This window comes from Shinella sumterensis (genome assembly GCF_004514425.2).
GTDB lineage: Bacteria > Pseudomonadota > Alphaproteobacteria > Rhizobiales > Rhizobiaceae > Shinella > Shinella sumterensis.
In genome coordinates this window covers 157,384-170,912 of the sequence record NZ_MYFN02000012.1, presented here as the reverse complement: position 1 = coordinate 170,912, position 13,529 = coordinate 157,384, and the positions used below count along the sequence as shown (strand labels likewise).

Below are 13,529 nucleotides of genomic sequence, written 5' to 3'. Positions count from 1 at the left end.
CCTGCGCCACCGATAAAGCAGATTGGGCGCGACGCCATGGCGGCGAGCGGTCGAAGATACCGTCTCGCCTGGTTCGAAACTCTGCTCAATGATCGTCAGCTTTTGCTCGGTTGTCCACCGCCTGCGGCGGACATCACCGGTCAGCAATTCAACGTGTCGATATGCGTTAGACATAAGCCTGTCCTCAAGCCTGTGCTTGAGCCTTTCTGCTTATGCCGACTGTCCGGTCGAAAGTGGGGGCAGTTCAGTACTAAATGAGCCAAGCTGCCACAGCTCCCAGTCCTATTGAAAATCCGCGTGTCGGTGGTTCAAATCCGCCTCCGGGCACCACTTCAAGCCATTAAGATCATTGAATTTCCATAAGGCTCTTTGGGCCCGTTCGGGCTTGGCATGCGCTCGTACAGCCTGCAAATCGCTCCTTTCCTTCAAGACCCGCGGTGCCTGACCGGCATTGGATCAGCGCAGCTTCAGGACGGTGTGTGTTGCGAACGTGGCGCCGGACGGCCGTATTGCAGCAGCGATGCACCCCAAGCAGCCGTTGTCCTTGTGCGCCCCCCGGGCGCCATCCGTGCGTTTCCCGTTGGCGGCTGGCAGGTCAGGGAAGGTTTGGAAGGCAGGGAAATACGATAACGGTCATCACGGCGTTATCATCCCCCGTTTCCGGAATATGCAGGATACTCGCATGTTAAAACGAAGAACGGCGGCGATGAGGCTATCGACAAGAGCGACGAATTGGTGACCTATGTGTTTCGGTTAAAGCAGAGGGTAGGCCATCAATGGATCACGCCTCAGATGCGGTGAACCTGCCTTCGGGTGCCATATACATTCGCGAATTCCTTTCCCGGCAAGAGGAAGGGGCAATCGAAGATCGGCTCGACGCCGGCGAATGGAGCAATACACTTAAGCGCCGCGTGCAGCATTTTGGCTACCTGTATGACTACAGGGCGCGAGCCGTTAATGCGGACGCTTATCTCGGTAAGTTGCCCGAATGGCTGGAAACGCTTGCGGAACGATTGGTCACGCGTGGCTATGCCGTTGATTTTCCTGACCAAGTGATCGCAAACGAGTATTTGCCGGGTCAAGGCATAAGCGCGCATATCGACTGTGCGCCGTGTTTCGATGATACGATCATTTCGATAAGCCTTTTATCCCAATGCGAGATGGTTTTTCGGGAAAGGTCCGGTTCCAGATCACTTGCTGTGGTGCTCCATCCACGTTCAGGCATAGTGCTGAAGGGGGCGAGCCGATATGACTGGACGCACGAAATTCCGGCCCGAAAGTCAGATGTCGTGGACGGTACGAAAGTGGATCGCCGCAGAAGGATATCCCTGACGTTTCGAAAGGTGATCCAGACGACGGGAAAACCTCTCTAAAGTGGTCCTCAGCTCTTAGCGGGTTGAGGACAGCCAACCGCGCGCCCACCCAACCCCCATACTGCTCCTCTTCCTTTCGAGATCATTTGATGTCCGATGTTGCCCTGAATGTGTTGCCGGTTTTTGCGCTGATCCTGCTGGGGTGGGTTCTGGTGCGGGCGGGGTATCTGCGGGAGGAGTTGGGCGAGGGGCTGGGGGAGTTTGTCTTTCGCGTCGCGGTGCCGGTCCTGTTGTTTCGCACCATTGCGGAGGCGGATTTTGCGGGCGGGGCGCCGTGGCGGATCTGGGTGGCCTATTTTGCTGGCGTGGCGGTTACATGGGCGATCGCGCATCTTGTTGCGACGCTCGGCTTCAGGCGGGACCGGCGGATCGGCGTTCTCGCGGGCGTCTCGGCGGCCTTCGCCAACACCGTGTTCATCGGGCTGCCGCTGGTCTCGCGGGTGGTGGGTGAAGACGGGCTGGTGGCGATCTCCGTGCTATTGTCCGTGCATCTGCCGACCATGATGATCGCCGGCACCGTCCTGATGGAGCGGGCGGAGCGCAAGGAAGGAGTTCGGGAGCCGCAAAGCCTCTCCGAGCTGTTGCTCGGCATCGTCAGGAACCTCGTGCGCAATCCGCTTGTGATCGGCCTTTTCGCCGGCGCGCTGTTCCACACGGGCGGCGTGCCGCTCGTGGGGCCTGTGAAGGTGATGGTGGACCAGGTCGCCGGCATGGCGGCGCCTGCCGCGCTCATGTCGATCGGCATGGCGCTCGTCCGGTACAAGGTCGCCGGCAATGCGCGCATCGCGCTCGCCATGACCGCCTTGAAGCTCCTGCTGCTGCCGGGCTGCGTCTACGTCGCCTGCCGGCTGCTCGGCCTCACGCCGGAATGGACGGCGGCCATGGTGCTCACCGCGTCCGTGCCGACCGGCGTCAATGCCTGGCTGCTCGCCAATCATTTCGGCGTCGGCCATGCGCTCGCTTCCTCGACCATAACGATGACGACGGCGCTCGGCGTCTTCACCGTGTCGTTCTGGGCGTGGCTCCTGGCCTGAGGATCTGCGGTAGTCGCCGGAAATGAAAAACCCGGCGCGAAGGCCGGGTTTTCGAAGTCTCTGCCAGCAACTGCCGTTACTGGGCGGCCGGCTGTTCGGTCGTCGTGCCCTGGGTCGTGCCGCCTTCGGCGGGTGCCGCACCTTCGGTCGCCGTGCCGTTGTTGCCTTCGGCCGGCGTCGTGGTGGCGCCTTCGGTGGTGGTGGCCGCGCCGTCCTGCGTTGCGGCAGCGCCGCCCTGGGTCGTGGCGGCAGCGCCATCGGCCGGAGCTGTACCTTCGGTCGTCGCTGCGCCATCCGTTGCGGCGGCGCCGGCATCCGCACCCTCGGCGGATGGCGTGGGCAGCGGAACCGGGTTGTCGGAGAGCGTGCGCAGATAGGCGATGAGGTTGGCGCGCTCGTCGTCCTTCTTCAGGCCGGCGAAGCCCATGGCGGTGCCCGGGACATGCTTCTTCGGCGCTTCGAGGAAGTAGTTCAGGTGATCATAGTCCCAGACGACCTTGTGGCCTTCGGAGAAGGTGGTCATGCCTGCGGAATAGCTGAAGCCTTCATGCGAAGCGATCGGGCGGTTGACGACATCCCAGAGACCGGGTCCGACCTTGTTCGGGCCGCCCTTCTCCGAGGTGTGACAGCTCGCACACTTCTTGAAAACGGTTTCGCCGGCGGTAGCATCGGCGCTGGCCAGCAGGGTTGCGATCGGAACGGCCGCAGCGGCTTCGCCGCCACCGGCTTCCGCACCGCCGGTTTCCTCGGCCACAATCGCGAAACCTTCCTTCTCGGGCGCGCCCGAATGGAAGATGCCTTCAGAAGCGATCGACACGGACATCAGTACGAATACGGTGCCGAGCAGGGCACCTACGCCCATGTTCACATAAGAGTTCATCCAAACGCTCCCCTAGCAACCGGCGGACGTGACACCGGCCAGTCTTGAAATCGCGCGGAACCTATGTCTTTTGCTGCTTCGTTGCAACAGTGATTGTAGCCCCCGCACTGAGACTTTTTGACACTTTTCCCGGGGGTTTTGAAGGGCCTGAGATGAATCCCGCCAATTTTGACAAGAGCCTCGTGCTCATTCCGGCGCGCATGGCCTCCACGCGGCTTCCGGGCAAGCCGCTGGCCGATATCGCGGGCCTGCCGATGATCGTCCAGGTGGCGCGGCGCGCGGCCGCAGCCGATGTCGGACGTGTGGTGGTCGCGGTCGATCATCAGGACGTTTTCGGCGCGGTCGTCGCGGCGGGTTTCGAGGCCGTCATGACGCGCGGCGATCACCAGTCCGGCTCCGACCGTATCCACGAGGCGCTGACGGTGTGCGATCCGCAGGGCCATGCCGAGATCGTCATCAATGTGCAGGGCGACCTGCCGACCATCGACCGGGATACGATCCGCGCCGCGTTGCGCCCGCTCGAAAACGCCGCCACCGATATCGCGACGCTGACGACGGAAATCCGTGACGAGCACGAGAAGACCAATCCGAACGTCGTGAAGGTCGTGGGTTCGCCGATCGGCGAGAGCCGCCTGCGTGCGCTCTACTTCACCCGGGCGACGGCGCCGCACGGGGCGGGCCCGCTCTTCCACCATATCGGCCTCTATGCCTACCGCCGCAAGGCGCTCGAAACCTTCGTCGCGCTCAAGCCCTCGACGCTGGAAAAGCGGGAATCGCTGGAGCAGCTGCGGGCGCTCGAAGCGGGCATGCGCATCGATGTGGAGATCGTTGACACCGTTCCGCTCGGTGTCGATACTCCCGCCGACCTCGAAAAGGCTCGTGCCATGCTCGCGGCCCACCCCATCTGATACGGATCCCAGCCATGACAATGAAGACCAACAGGATCGCCTTCCAGGGCGAGTACGGCGCCAATTCCGACATGGCCAGCCGGGACATGTTTCCCGACATGGATCCGCTGCCGTGCCAGACGTTCGAGGATGCGTTCCTGGCCGTGGAGAACGGTGACGCCGATCTCGCGATGATCCCGATCGAAAACACGATCGCCGGCCGCGTTGCCGACATCCATCATCTCCTGCCGGAATCGCGCCTGCATATCGTCGGCGAGTATTTCATGCCGATCCGCTTCCAGCTCATGGTGCTGCCGGGCGTGACGAAGGAGGAGGTGCGCACGGTCCACAGCCATATCCATGCGCTGGGCCAGTGCCGCAAGATCGTGCGCCTCAACGGCTGGAAGCCGGTGATCGCCGGCGATACGGCGGGTGCGGCGAAGCTGGTTTCGGAAACCGGCGACCGCTCCATGGCAGCGCTTGCGCCGCGCCTGGCGGCCGATCTCTACGGCCTGTCGATCATTGCCGAGAATGTCGAGGACACGGAAACCAACGTCACGCGCTTCGTCGTGCTCTCACGCGAGGAAAAGCCGGCGGAACGGACGGGCGAGGGCATCATCGTGACCACCTTCGTCTTCAACGTGCGCAACATCCCGGCCGCGCTCTACAAGGCGCTGGGCGGCTTTGCGACGAACGGCATCAACATGACGAAGCTCGAAAGCTACCAGATCGGCGGCAAGTTCATCGCCACGCAGTTCTATGCCGATATCGAAGGGCATCCGGACGAGGCGCATGTGCGCCAGGCGCTCGACGAACTGCGCTACTTCTCTGAAAAAGTGCGCATTCTCGGCACCTATCGTGCCCATCCGATGCGAAGCGCCTTCTAGAATTGACGATCGTCAGGGAGCCCGGAACCGGGCTTCCGAAACGGCATTTCCATCCTGAAAGGAGATGCCCATGCGCACGATTACCTATATCACGATCATGGTTTCGATGATGGTGAATGCCGTCGTCTTCGGTGCGGGCGCCATCGCCATCCTGGCGGTGCCGGCCCTTGCCGATCATGCCAAATACCTTCTGCCGGCCTGGATCGCCATCACGTTCCTCGTCAGCCCCGTCATCGCCCGCCTTATGGCGCCGAGGCTGAGGCTGCGCGAGCATCCCGGCGACCGGCCGACCTTCGGCTGGCGCTAGTCCAGCTTCCAGTCCAGCCAGTCGCGCATCAGGCGATGCGCGATGGCGCCCTTCGGCGGGGGTGTCGTGGTGCCCGGTGCCACGCCGGACATCGCGCTGCGCTCGATCATCGCCGCCGTCTCCTCGCGGGTGAACCAGCGGCAATCCTCAAGCTCCTGCTCGTCGCGGCGGATATCGAAGGAGATCGCCTCGCCGTAACAGCCGATCATCAGGGAATGCGGCATCGGCCAGGGCTGCGAGGCGTGGTAGCGCACGCGTCCGACCCTGATGCCCGCTTCCTCGAAGGTCTCGCGGCGCACCGTATGCTCGACCGTCTCGCCGGGCTCCAGGAAGCCGGCGAGGCAGGAATACATGCCTTCCGGGAAATGCGGCGAGCGGCCGAGCAGGCACAGATCCCGCTCCACGTCGATGACCAGCATGATCGCGACGGGGTCGGTGCGCGGAAAGATGATGTGGCCGCAGGCCTCGCAGATCCGGCGGTAGCCGCCGAGTTCCGAGCGCGTCGGCGAACCGCACTTGCCGCAGAAGCGATTGTTCGCATTCCACGTCATCAGGCTGGAAGCCTGGGCGAACTGGCCGAGCAGGTCGTCGTCCAGCATCTGCTGGCGATAGAGTGTCCGGCTGTCCGTCGCCTTCAGCGGTTCCTGCAGCGTATCGGGGTCGGCGCGGACGGGAATGGCCAGACGCGGTTCGCCGTTCTTGAGATAACCCAGCAGGATCGCGTCTTCCGGCACGGGGTCGAGTTCGGCCAGCTCGTAGGGCGCAAACAGCGGATCGATGATCTTCTCGTCGTGCTTGACGACGAGCTTTCCGCTGGCGAGCGCGAAGGCATGGACGTTTTCCGCCTTGAAGGCCTGCTCCAGGCAATCCGGCGCGCGATATTCCGAGCGGCGGTCGAGCGTGTTCTCCGCGAAGGCCACCATCGTGCTGGGTTCGGCGTGCGGGCGATAGAGATCGAATAGCGAAGGCTTCATGGGTTCAGCGCATCCAGGAGCTTGGCGGAGAGTGCCTTGGCGTCCGCCTCCGCGCGCGGCACGGCCGTGCCGTGGCCCCAGACGGGACCGGGCCAGTTCGGATCACCCTCGCTGCGGGCGATGACATGCACATGAAGCTGGCGTACGATGTTGCCCAGCGCGCCGGTGTTGATCTTCGTTGCGCCGGTAACCTGCTTCAGGGCCTCGGCAACCAGCGTCGTCTCGAAGGTCAGCATGGTCTGGTCGAGCGGCGTGAGATCGAAAATCTCGCTGACATCGGGACGTTGCGGCACCAGCACCAGCCAGGGCCAGCGGCCGTCCTTCATGAGGCGCAGTTCGCACAGGCCGATCTTCGTCAGAAGGTCGCTGTCGCGCTCCAGCCGTTCGTCGGTTCGAAAATCGCTCATCGGAGTTCTCACGCATGCTTCTTGTTTGGTGATTCATGACACGCAGCGGATTTCCGTCCAACAGTTTTTTATCGGCTCCGCTTGCATTCGGCTGGAATATTGCCGATATGGAGGCCGGGAGGTTGGTGGTGGACGAGCCACTCGCCAACCGGGTCAGGTCCGGAAGGAAGCAGCCCTAACGAGCCCCGGCACGGGTCATCGTGCCAGCCTCCCACCTTTCCGTCCTGTCGGGACAGACGTTCGATTAACGGCAGGGTCGATGAGCGACGAAACGCAAAATCCGTCCACTGAAAAGCCCGCCGCCTATCGCGTGCTTGCGCGAAAGTACCGGCCGAAGGACTTCTCCGACCTCATGGTCGGCCAGGAGCCGATGGTTCGCACGCTGACCAACGCCTTCGAGACGGGCCGCATCGCCCAGGCCTACATGCTGACCGGCGTTCGCGGTGTCGGCAAGACGACGACCGCCCGCATCCTCGCCCGCGCGCTCAACTACAAGACATCAGACATCGACAAGCCGACGATCGACCTGCGCGTTCCCGGCGAACATTGCCAGGCGATCATGGAAGGCCGGCATGTCGACGTCATCGAGATGGACGCGGCTTCCCATACCGGTATCGACGATATCAGGGAGATCATCGAGCAGGTGCGCTACCGCCCGGTTTCGGCGCGCTACAAGGTCTATATCATCGACGAAGTGCACATGCTCTCGACGCAGGCCTTCAACGGTCTCTTGAAGACGCTCGAAGAGCCGCCGGAGCATGTGAAGTTCATCTTCGCGACGACCGAAATCCGCAAGGTGCCGATCACCGTCCTGTCGCGCTGCCAGCGCTTCGACCTGCGGCGCATCGGCGCCTCCGATCTCGTCGGCCTGTTCACCACCATTCTCGGCAAGGAAGGCGTGGCGTTCGAGCCGGACGCGCTGGCCATGGTCGCCCGCGCCGCCGAAGGCTCCGCGCGCGACGGCCTCTCGCTGCTCGACCAGGCGATCGCCCACGGGGCGGGCCGCGTCGAGGTCGATGCCGTGCGCTCCATGCTCGGCCTTGCCGACCGCGCGCGCATCGTCGATCTCTTCGAGCACATCGTGAAGGGCGATGCGGCAGCGGCTTTGGCCGAGTTCGCCGCGCAATACGAGGCCGGCGCCAGCCCGTCCGTGGTGCTGACCGACCTTGCCGATTTCACCCATCTCGTGACCCGCATGAAATATGTGCCCGATGCCACCGGCGACCAGTCGCTGAGCGAGATCGAGCGCGTGCGCGGCGTGGAATTCGCCAATTCCATCGCGGTCACGGCGCTGTCGCGCATATGGCAGATGCTGCTGAAGGGCATTCCCGAGACGGAAGCCTCCAGCCGTCCCGCCGGGGCTGCCGAGATGGTCATCATCCGTCTTGCCCATGCCGCAAACCTTCCCTCGCCGGAAGATGCCGCCCGCCGGCTTGCCGAGCTTTCGAGCGGGGACGGCGGTGGCAACGGCGCGCGTGCGCCGCAATCCGGAGGCTATGGCGGGCAACCGTCGGCGCAGGGTGCGGTGTCCGCGGTCGCGCGCCAGCCGGATGCGCCGATGCGCGCCCAGGCGGGCGGCGGAACCGTCACGATGCTGCGCCCGGTGCCGCAGGCCGAATCCGCGCCGCAGCCGGTCGGCCGCGTCGAGACCGCGCCCGCCGAGCAGCCGGCAGCGGCGCCGAAGGTGCCGGTCAAGTCGATCTCCGATATTGCCGACCTCTGCACCAGGAACCGGGACATCAGGCTTCGCGCGCTGGTGCGCGCCTTCATACGGCCCGTGAGCGTCGAAGCGGGCAAGCTCGAAATCAGCCTGACCGACGACGCGCCGAAATCGCTGGTCTCAGAACTGTCGAACCGTCTCCTGGAATGGACCGGTACGCGCTGGCTCGTCATCCTGTCGCGGGAAGCCGGCGGCCCCACGCTGGCCGAGGCCGAGGCGATGGCGCAGGAAGCGCGCGTGGCCGATGCCCGGCAGGATCCTGATGTCGCCGCCATCCTCCAGCGCTTCCCCGGCGCGAAGATCACCGACGTGCGCATCAAGGTGCCGGAGACGGAAGACGAGCCGGAGACCGTCGAGGCCGCCGCCATCGCGGAATCCGCCGAGGGCGATATCCTGCCCGGCGACGATATCGAACATTAGCAATTCCAGCAAAGTGCGCAGCGGTTTTGCGTCCGGAATTGCGCGCAATTGTAACAACGAGAACTGAGAGGAGAGGCCGATGCGCGACATCATGGGCATGATGGGCAAGGTCAAGGAAATGCAGGCCAAGATGGAGAAGATGCAGGAGGAGATCGCCGCCCTCGAGGTGAACGGCACCTCCGGCGGCGGCCTCGTCTCGGTCACGCTCGACGGCAAGGGCAACCTCAAGGCGCTGAAGATCGACCCTTCGCTGTTCAAGGAAGACGACGTCGAAATCCTGGAAGACCTGATCGTGGCCGCCCATAAGGATGCCAAGGACAAGGCCGAGGCCGAAACCGCCGAGCGCACCAAGGCGCTGACCGCCGGCCTGCCGATCCCGCCCGGCTTCAAGCTGCCGTTCTGATCACGCCTCAGCCGGTCAGCGCGGCACGCAGCTTGTCGCTGATCGGCGCCGCCAGGTAGCGCAGCCGGTCCTCCTCGGAGAGGTTGCGCCCATAGGTGCGCAGCAATTCCGGCATGGTGACGGGCTCGCCGTCGAAGGGTGTGTAGGTCGCCGGGTCTCCGGCCTGGATCACGCCGTCGCGCAGCACCCGGCAATAGAAGCCGGGGCGTCCCGCGCTCATGAAGCGCCGTGCGAAGCCGGGATCGCCCATGCGGGCATTGAATGTCGCGCAGGGCGTGCGCGTCGAGGTCACTTCCAGAAGCACGCTTTCCGTCTCGAAGCGATCGCCGACGCTGATGCTGCGGCTGTCGACGCCTTCGATCACGATGTTTTCGCCGAAGGTGCCGGGCTCGATTGAGCGGCCAAGGTCCTTCGACCACCAGTCGAGATCGACCGAGCCGAGGCCATAGACCGCCTGTTCCGGGCCGCCGTGATGCTTGCGGTTGCAGATGGCATCGCCGAGCAGGCCCTCGCGGTCAACGACGATGGCCGCGTCCGTCGGCGTCTTGAAAATGCCGGTCTTGTAGCTTTTGCCGGGAACAGGGCGGGCGACGCCCGTGCATACCGCGAGGATTTTGATCAAGCGTCGATCTCCAAAGATTCCGTTTCCCCGTGATATGGGCTAGATAGCGCCAATGGCAAAACGAGTCACCGGTCCCGAAATCGAAAAACTCATCCAGCTCCTGGCGAAGGTGCCGGGCCTCGGGCCGCGCTCGGCGCGCCGGGCGGCGCTGCATCTCGTCAAGAAGAAGGACCAGCTGCTGGGGCCCCTCGCCGAGGCGATGGGCGAGGCGCATCGCAAGGTGCGCATCTGCTCGTGCTGCGGCAATGTCGATACCAGCGATCCCTGCACCGTCTGCACGGATGTGCGCCGGGATCATGGCATGATCATCGTGGTCGAGGACGTTTCCGACCTCTGGGCGCTGGAGCGCGCCGGCGCGATGAACGCGGCCTATCACGTACTCGGCGGCACGCTGTCGCCGCTCGACGGCGTCGGCCCTGACGATCTCAACATCCGCGGCCTCGTCGATCGGGTGGCGAAGGGCGGCGTGCGCGAGCTGATCATCGCCGTCAACGCCACCGTCGAAGGCCAGACCACCGCCCATTACATCACCGACCAGCTCGCCGGCCTGGAGGTCAAGATCACGCGGCTTGCCCATGGTGTGCCCGTCGGCGGCGAGCTCGACTATCTCGACGAAGGCACATTGACGGCGGCGCTTCGCGCCCGCACGGCGATCTGAGGAGACCCATTTTGAGCATTCGCAAAGTGTTGAAGGCCTCCGTCAGCATCGTCCTGTTTTCGCTTGCTCTGGCACTGCCTGCAAACGCCGCCTCCAAGGCGGAGGTCGAGAGGATGTTCCGGGTCTGGATCGACAAGGACCTGTGGCCGGCCGCGCAGAAGACCGGCGTCAGCGAAAGGACCTTCCGTGCGGCGATGGAGGGCGTGACCCTCAACTGGGACCTGCCCGATCTCGTGCCGCCGGGCTCGAAACCCACCAAGGAGCAGGCGCAGAGCCAGGCGGAGTTCTCCTCACCCGGCGCCTATTTTTCCGAAAAGCGGCTGCAGGGGCTTGCGGCGACGGGGCGCGGGCTGGCGAAGACCCATGCGGCGACGCTGCGCAGGATCGAGCAGCGTTTCGGCGTGCCGGGCGAGATCGTCGTTGCGGTCTGGGGCCGCGAATCCGGCTTCGGCAGCGCGAAGATCCCCTATTCGGCCGTCGATGTCCTCGCCACCAAGGCCTTCATGTCGACACGCAAGGACATGTTCCGCAAGGAGCTGATCGCCGCGCTGCATATCGTCGACGGTGGGGACCGCACGGTCGCGCAACTGAAGGGTTCCTGGGCGGGTGCGCTCGGCCAGCCGCAGTTCATGCCCACCAGCTACCTGCAATATGCCGTCGATTTCGATGGCGACGGCGTGCGCGACATCTGGGGTTCGGTGCCCGACAGCCTCGCCTCCATCGCCAATTATCTGGCGAAGAAGGGCTGGCAGGCGGGCCGCAGCTGGGGCTACGAGGTCTCGATCCCGGCCAGCGCGAGCTGCGCACAGGAAGGGCCCGATCTCGCCAAGCCAATCTCGGCCTGGGCGGCCACCGGCATCACGCGCATTTCCGGCAAGGGCTTCCCCTCCGGCGAAAGCAAGGCGTCGGGCATGATGCTCGTGCCGGCCGGCACGCATGGCCCGGAATTCATCGTCACGCCGAACTTCTACGTGCTCAAGGAGTACAACAACTCCGACCTCTACGCGCTCTTCATCGGCAATCTCGCCGACCGCATCGCCTATGGCAGCGGTTCGTTCCAGGGCCAATGGGGCGATGTCGGCAAGATGCTGCGCTCGGATGTGCTGGCCATGCAGAAGGCGCTGGTCGCCAAGGGCTACGACGTCGGCAAGGTGGATGGCCTTCCCGGCTACAAGACGCGCCGCTCGCTGGGCGACTGGCAGGCGAAAAACGGCCTCAAGCCGACCTGCTATCCCGATGCCTCGCTGAAGACGAAGCTGCGCTGAGCATTTCCAGCCGAAGCGAAATCGCTTCGGCGTCGGATATGCGACAAGACCCTCCAGCCTCAATGCATCTCGACATTCTGCTTGAAGCGCTCGTATTCGTGCGGAATGATCGTCTGGCGCTCGATCATGCGGTGGACGCGCGGGTCTTCCGCGCCGCGGTGCAGCTGGCGTAACCGCTCGCCGTTGGCGGCATCGGCATGGGTGCGGCGCTGGTTGTGGCGCACATATTCCACCCAGGTCGGAACGTGGTAGGTCTCCGTCCAGATCGTCGGGTTCTCGAGGTCGCGCATCAGCGCCCATTGTCCCGCGCCGTCGCGAATGCGGATGCGTCGTCGCTCGGTCATCGTTTCCAGGAACTGCGGTATGTCTTCCTCGGCGATCTCGTAGTCGATCAGGATGACGATGGGGCCGCTGCGGGGCTTCAGGTCGAGCGGCAGGTCCGGCTCGCTGAAGCGGTTGAGCGGATCGACATTGAGGCTTTGCAGTTCGGGCAGCGTGAAGCGCAGGCCGATAGCCGCCCCGGCGATCATCGCCACGGCCGAGGCGAGCAGGGCCGCTTCCGCTCCATGGGTGTCGGCGGTCGTGCCCCAGATCCAGCTGCCGGCCGCGATGCCGCCGAAGGTCGTGGTCTGGTAGAGCGAAAGTGCGCGGGCAACGACCCAGCGCGGCGTCGAAAGCTGGACCGTGGTGTTGAAGAGCGAAAGCGCCATGACCCAGGACGCGCCTGACAGCAAGAGGACGGCGCCGGTGAGCAGTGCGGAGCCGCTGACGGCACAGACGGACGCGCTGATCGCAAAGCCCGCAAAGGCCATGCGGGCGATGGTTTCGCTCGCAAAGCGTTCGCGCAGCCGCGCGTTCATGAGAGCGCCGGCGATGGCGCCAAGCCCGAAACAGCCGAGCAGGATACCGAAGGTCAGCGGCCCGCCCTTGACGAGGTCTCGCGCGATCAGCGGCAGGAGCGACAGGATGGAGCTGGTGGAAAGACCGAAGGCGAAGCCGCGCAGCAGCACCTTGCCGATATTCGGCGACATCGAGACATAGCGCAGGCCCGCAGACACCGCTCGGCCGAAATCCTCACGCGGCAGGGTGCGCGGCGACACGGGCGGCTTCCACCGGAACAGCGCGAAGAGAAGGGCGAAGTAGCTGCAGGCATTCACGGCAAAGGCCGCCGCCGCGCCGGCCGCGGCGACGATGGCGCCGCCGATCGCAGGGCCGACGCTGCGGGTCAGGTTGAAGCCCATGCTGTTGAGCGATACGGCGGCCGGCAGGTCCTCGCGCGGCACCATGTCGCCGACCGATGCCTGCCAGGCCGGGTTGTTCAGCGCGGTGCCGCATCCGATCAGAAAGGTGAAGGTCAGGAGCAGCCAGGGCGTGATCAGTCCCTGCCAGGCGAAGACCGTCAGCATGACGGAGACGACGAACATGAATGCCTGCGCCGTCAGCATCAGCTTGCGCCGGTCGAAATTGTCGGCAAGTGCGCCGGCGGCGACGGAAAACAGCATGATCGGCAGCGAGGTGGAGGCCTGCACCAGCGCGACCATGTTGGCGGAGGAGGATATCGAGGCCATCATCCAGGCCGCGCCGACCGACTGGATGAGCCCGCCGAAGTTCGAAATCAGGCTCGCTGCCCAGATCACGCGAAACGTCTCATTTCGGAAAGGGGCGAGGGGGGATTTCCGGTCCGGCACGGTG

The 13,529-nt window shown here is 64.4% G+C and carries 15 protein-coding genes and 1 other RNA gene; 10 read left to right on the top strand and 6 right to left on the bottom strand.

Annotated elements, in window-relative coordinates; all coding sequences use genetic code 11:
* Positions 1–174, bottom strand: a 174-nt coding sequence (locus tag B5M41_RS20445; protein ID WP_230640248.1) for a transposase, incomplete at its 3' end; no start/stop codon positions are given.
* A 602-nt stretch (positions 175–776) separates the two neighbouring features.
* Here B5M41_RS20445 and B5M41_RS20440 point away from each other — a divergent pair.
* Both B5M41_RS20440 and B5M41_RS20435 read left to right on the top strand, forming a co-directional pair.
* Entirely contained in the window at positions 777–1,373 is a 597-nt protein-coding gene (locus tag B5M41_RS20440; RefSeq protein ID WP_134649601.1) for an alpha-ketoglutarate-dependent dioxygenase AlkB, read from the top strand.
* Positions 1,374–1,462: 89 nt separating this feature from the next.
* Positions 1,463–2,407 (top strand): AEC family transporter, encoded by a 945-nt coding sequence (locus B5M41_RS20435; protein ID WP_134649602.1) that lies wholly within the window; start codon positions 1,463–1,465, stop codon positions 2,405–2,407.
* Between the two features lie 76 nt (positions 2,408–2,483).
* On the opposite strand, the gene B5M41_RS20430 is transcribed toward B5M41_RS20435, so the two are convergent.
* On the bottom strand, positions 2,484–3,287 hold the full coding sequence (locus B5M41_RS20430) for a c-type cytochrome (RefSeq protein WP_134649603.1): 804 nt from the start codon (positions 3,285–3,287) through the stop codon (positions 2,484–2,486).
* Positions 3,288–3,439: 152 nt separating this feature from the next.
* Between B5M41_RS20430 and B5M41_RS20425 the strand changes: the two genes are divergently transcribed.
* From B5M41_RS20425 to B5M41_RS20415, 3 genes are all read left to right on the top strand, one after another.
* Positions 3,440–4,195, top strand: a complete 756-nt coding sequence (locus B5M41_RS20425) for a 3-deoxy-manno-octulosonate cytidylyltransferase (protein WP_134649604.1) — start codon at positions 3,440–3,442, stop codon at positions 4,193–4,195.
* Between the two features lie 14 nt (positions 4,196–4,209).
* Positions 4,210–5,061: a prephenate dehydratase gene (locus tag B5M41_RS20420; RefSeq protein ID WP_134649605.1), complete on the top strand. Its 852-nt coding sequence runs from the start codon at positions 4,210–4,212 to the stop codon at positions 5,059–5,061.
* A 70-nt stretch (positions 5,062–5,131) separates the two neighbouring features.
* Positions 5,132–5,368 carry a hypothetical protein gene (locus B5M41_RS20415; protein ID WP_134649606.1) on the top strand — a complete coding sequence of 79 codons (237 nt, stop codon included), beginning with the start codon at positions 5,132–5,134 and terminating at the stop codon, positions 5,366–5,368.
* Here the strand turns inward: B5M41_RS20415 and nudC are convergent.
* Positions 5,365–6,342 (bottom strand): NAD(+) diphosphatase, encoded by a 978-nt coding sequence (gene nudC / locus B5M41_RS20410; protein WP_134649607.1) that lies wholly within the window; start codon positions 6,340–6,342, stop codon positions 5,365–5,367. The genes B5M41_RS20415 and nudC overlap by 4 nt on opposite strands.
* Positions 6,339–6,749 carry an HIT domain-containing protein gene (locus B5M41_RS20405; RefSeq protein WP_134649608.1) on the bottom strand — a complete coding sequence of 137 codons (411 nt, stop codon included), beginning with the start codon at positions 6,747–6,749 and terminating at the stop codon, positions 6,339–6,341. Before B5M41_RS20405 ends, nudC begins: the two co-directional genes overlap by 4 nt.
* Before the next feature lie 117 nt (positions 6,750–6,866).
* Here B5M41_RS20405 and ffs point away from each other — a divergent pair.
* The 3 genes from ffs (at position 6,867) to B5M41_RS20390 (ending at position 9,292) form a co-directional block, all read left to right on the top strand.
* Positions 6,867–6,964: signal recognition particle sRNA small type (gene ffs / locus B5M41_RS20400), an RNA gene on the top strand.
* Between the two features lie 44 nt (positions 6,965–7,008).
* Positions 7,009–8,889 carry a DNA polymerase III subunit gamma/tau gene (locus B5M41_RS20395; RefSeq protein ID WP_134649609.1) on the top strand — a complete coding sequence of 627 codons (1,881 nt, stop codon included), beginning with the start codon at positions 7,009–7,011 and terminating at the stop codon, positions 8,887–8,889.
* A gap of 79 nt (positions 8,890–8,968) precedes the next feature.
* Positions 8,969–9,292, top strand: a complete 324-nt coding sequence (locus B5M41_RS20390; RefSeq protein WP_134649610.1) for a YbaB/EbfC family nucleoid-associated protein — start codon at positions 8,969–8,971, stop codon at positions 9,290–9,292.
* 7 nt (positions 9,293–9,299) lie between these two features.
* Here the strand turns inward: B5M41_RS20390 and B5M41_RS20385 are convergent, their stop codons facing one another.
* Entirely contained in the window at positions 9,300–9,911 is a 612-nt protein-coding gene (locus B5M41_RS20385) for an MOSC domain-containing protein (RefSeq protein ID WP_134649759.1), read from the bottom strand.
* Positions 9,912–9,966: 55 nt separating this feature from the next.
* Between B5M41_RS20385 and recR the strand changes: the two genes are divergently transcribed.
* The gene (recR, locus tag B5M41_RS20380; protein WP_134649611.1) at positions 9,967–10,572 is read left to right on the top strand and encodes a recombination mediator RecR; all 606 of its coding nucleotides are present in this window, start codon (positions 9,967–9,969) and stop codon (positions 10,570–10,572) included.
* Positions 10,573–10,583: 11 nt separating this feature from the next.
* The gene (locus tag B5M41_RS20375; protein ID WP_413713184.1) at positions 10,584–11,837 is read left to right on the top strand and encodes a lytic murein transglycosylase; all 1,254 of its coding nucleotides are present in this window, start codon (positions 10,584–10,586) and stop codon (positions 11,835–11,837) included.
* 59 nt (positions 11,838–11,896) lie between these two features.
* On the opposite strand, the gene B5M41_RS20370 is transcribed toward B5M41_RS20375, so the two are convergent.
* On the bottom strand, positions 11,897–13,525 hold the full coding sequence (locus B5M41_RS20370; RefSeq protein WP_134649612.1) for an MFS transporter: 1,629 nt from the start codon (positions 13,523–13,525) through the stop codon (positions 11,897–11,899).
* Between the last annotated feature and the right edge of the window lie 4 nt (positions 13,526–13,529).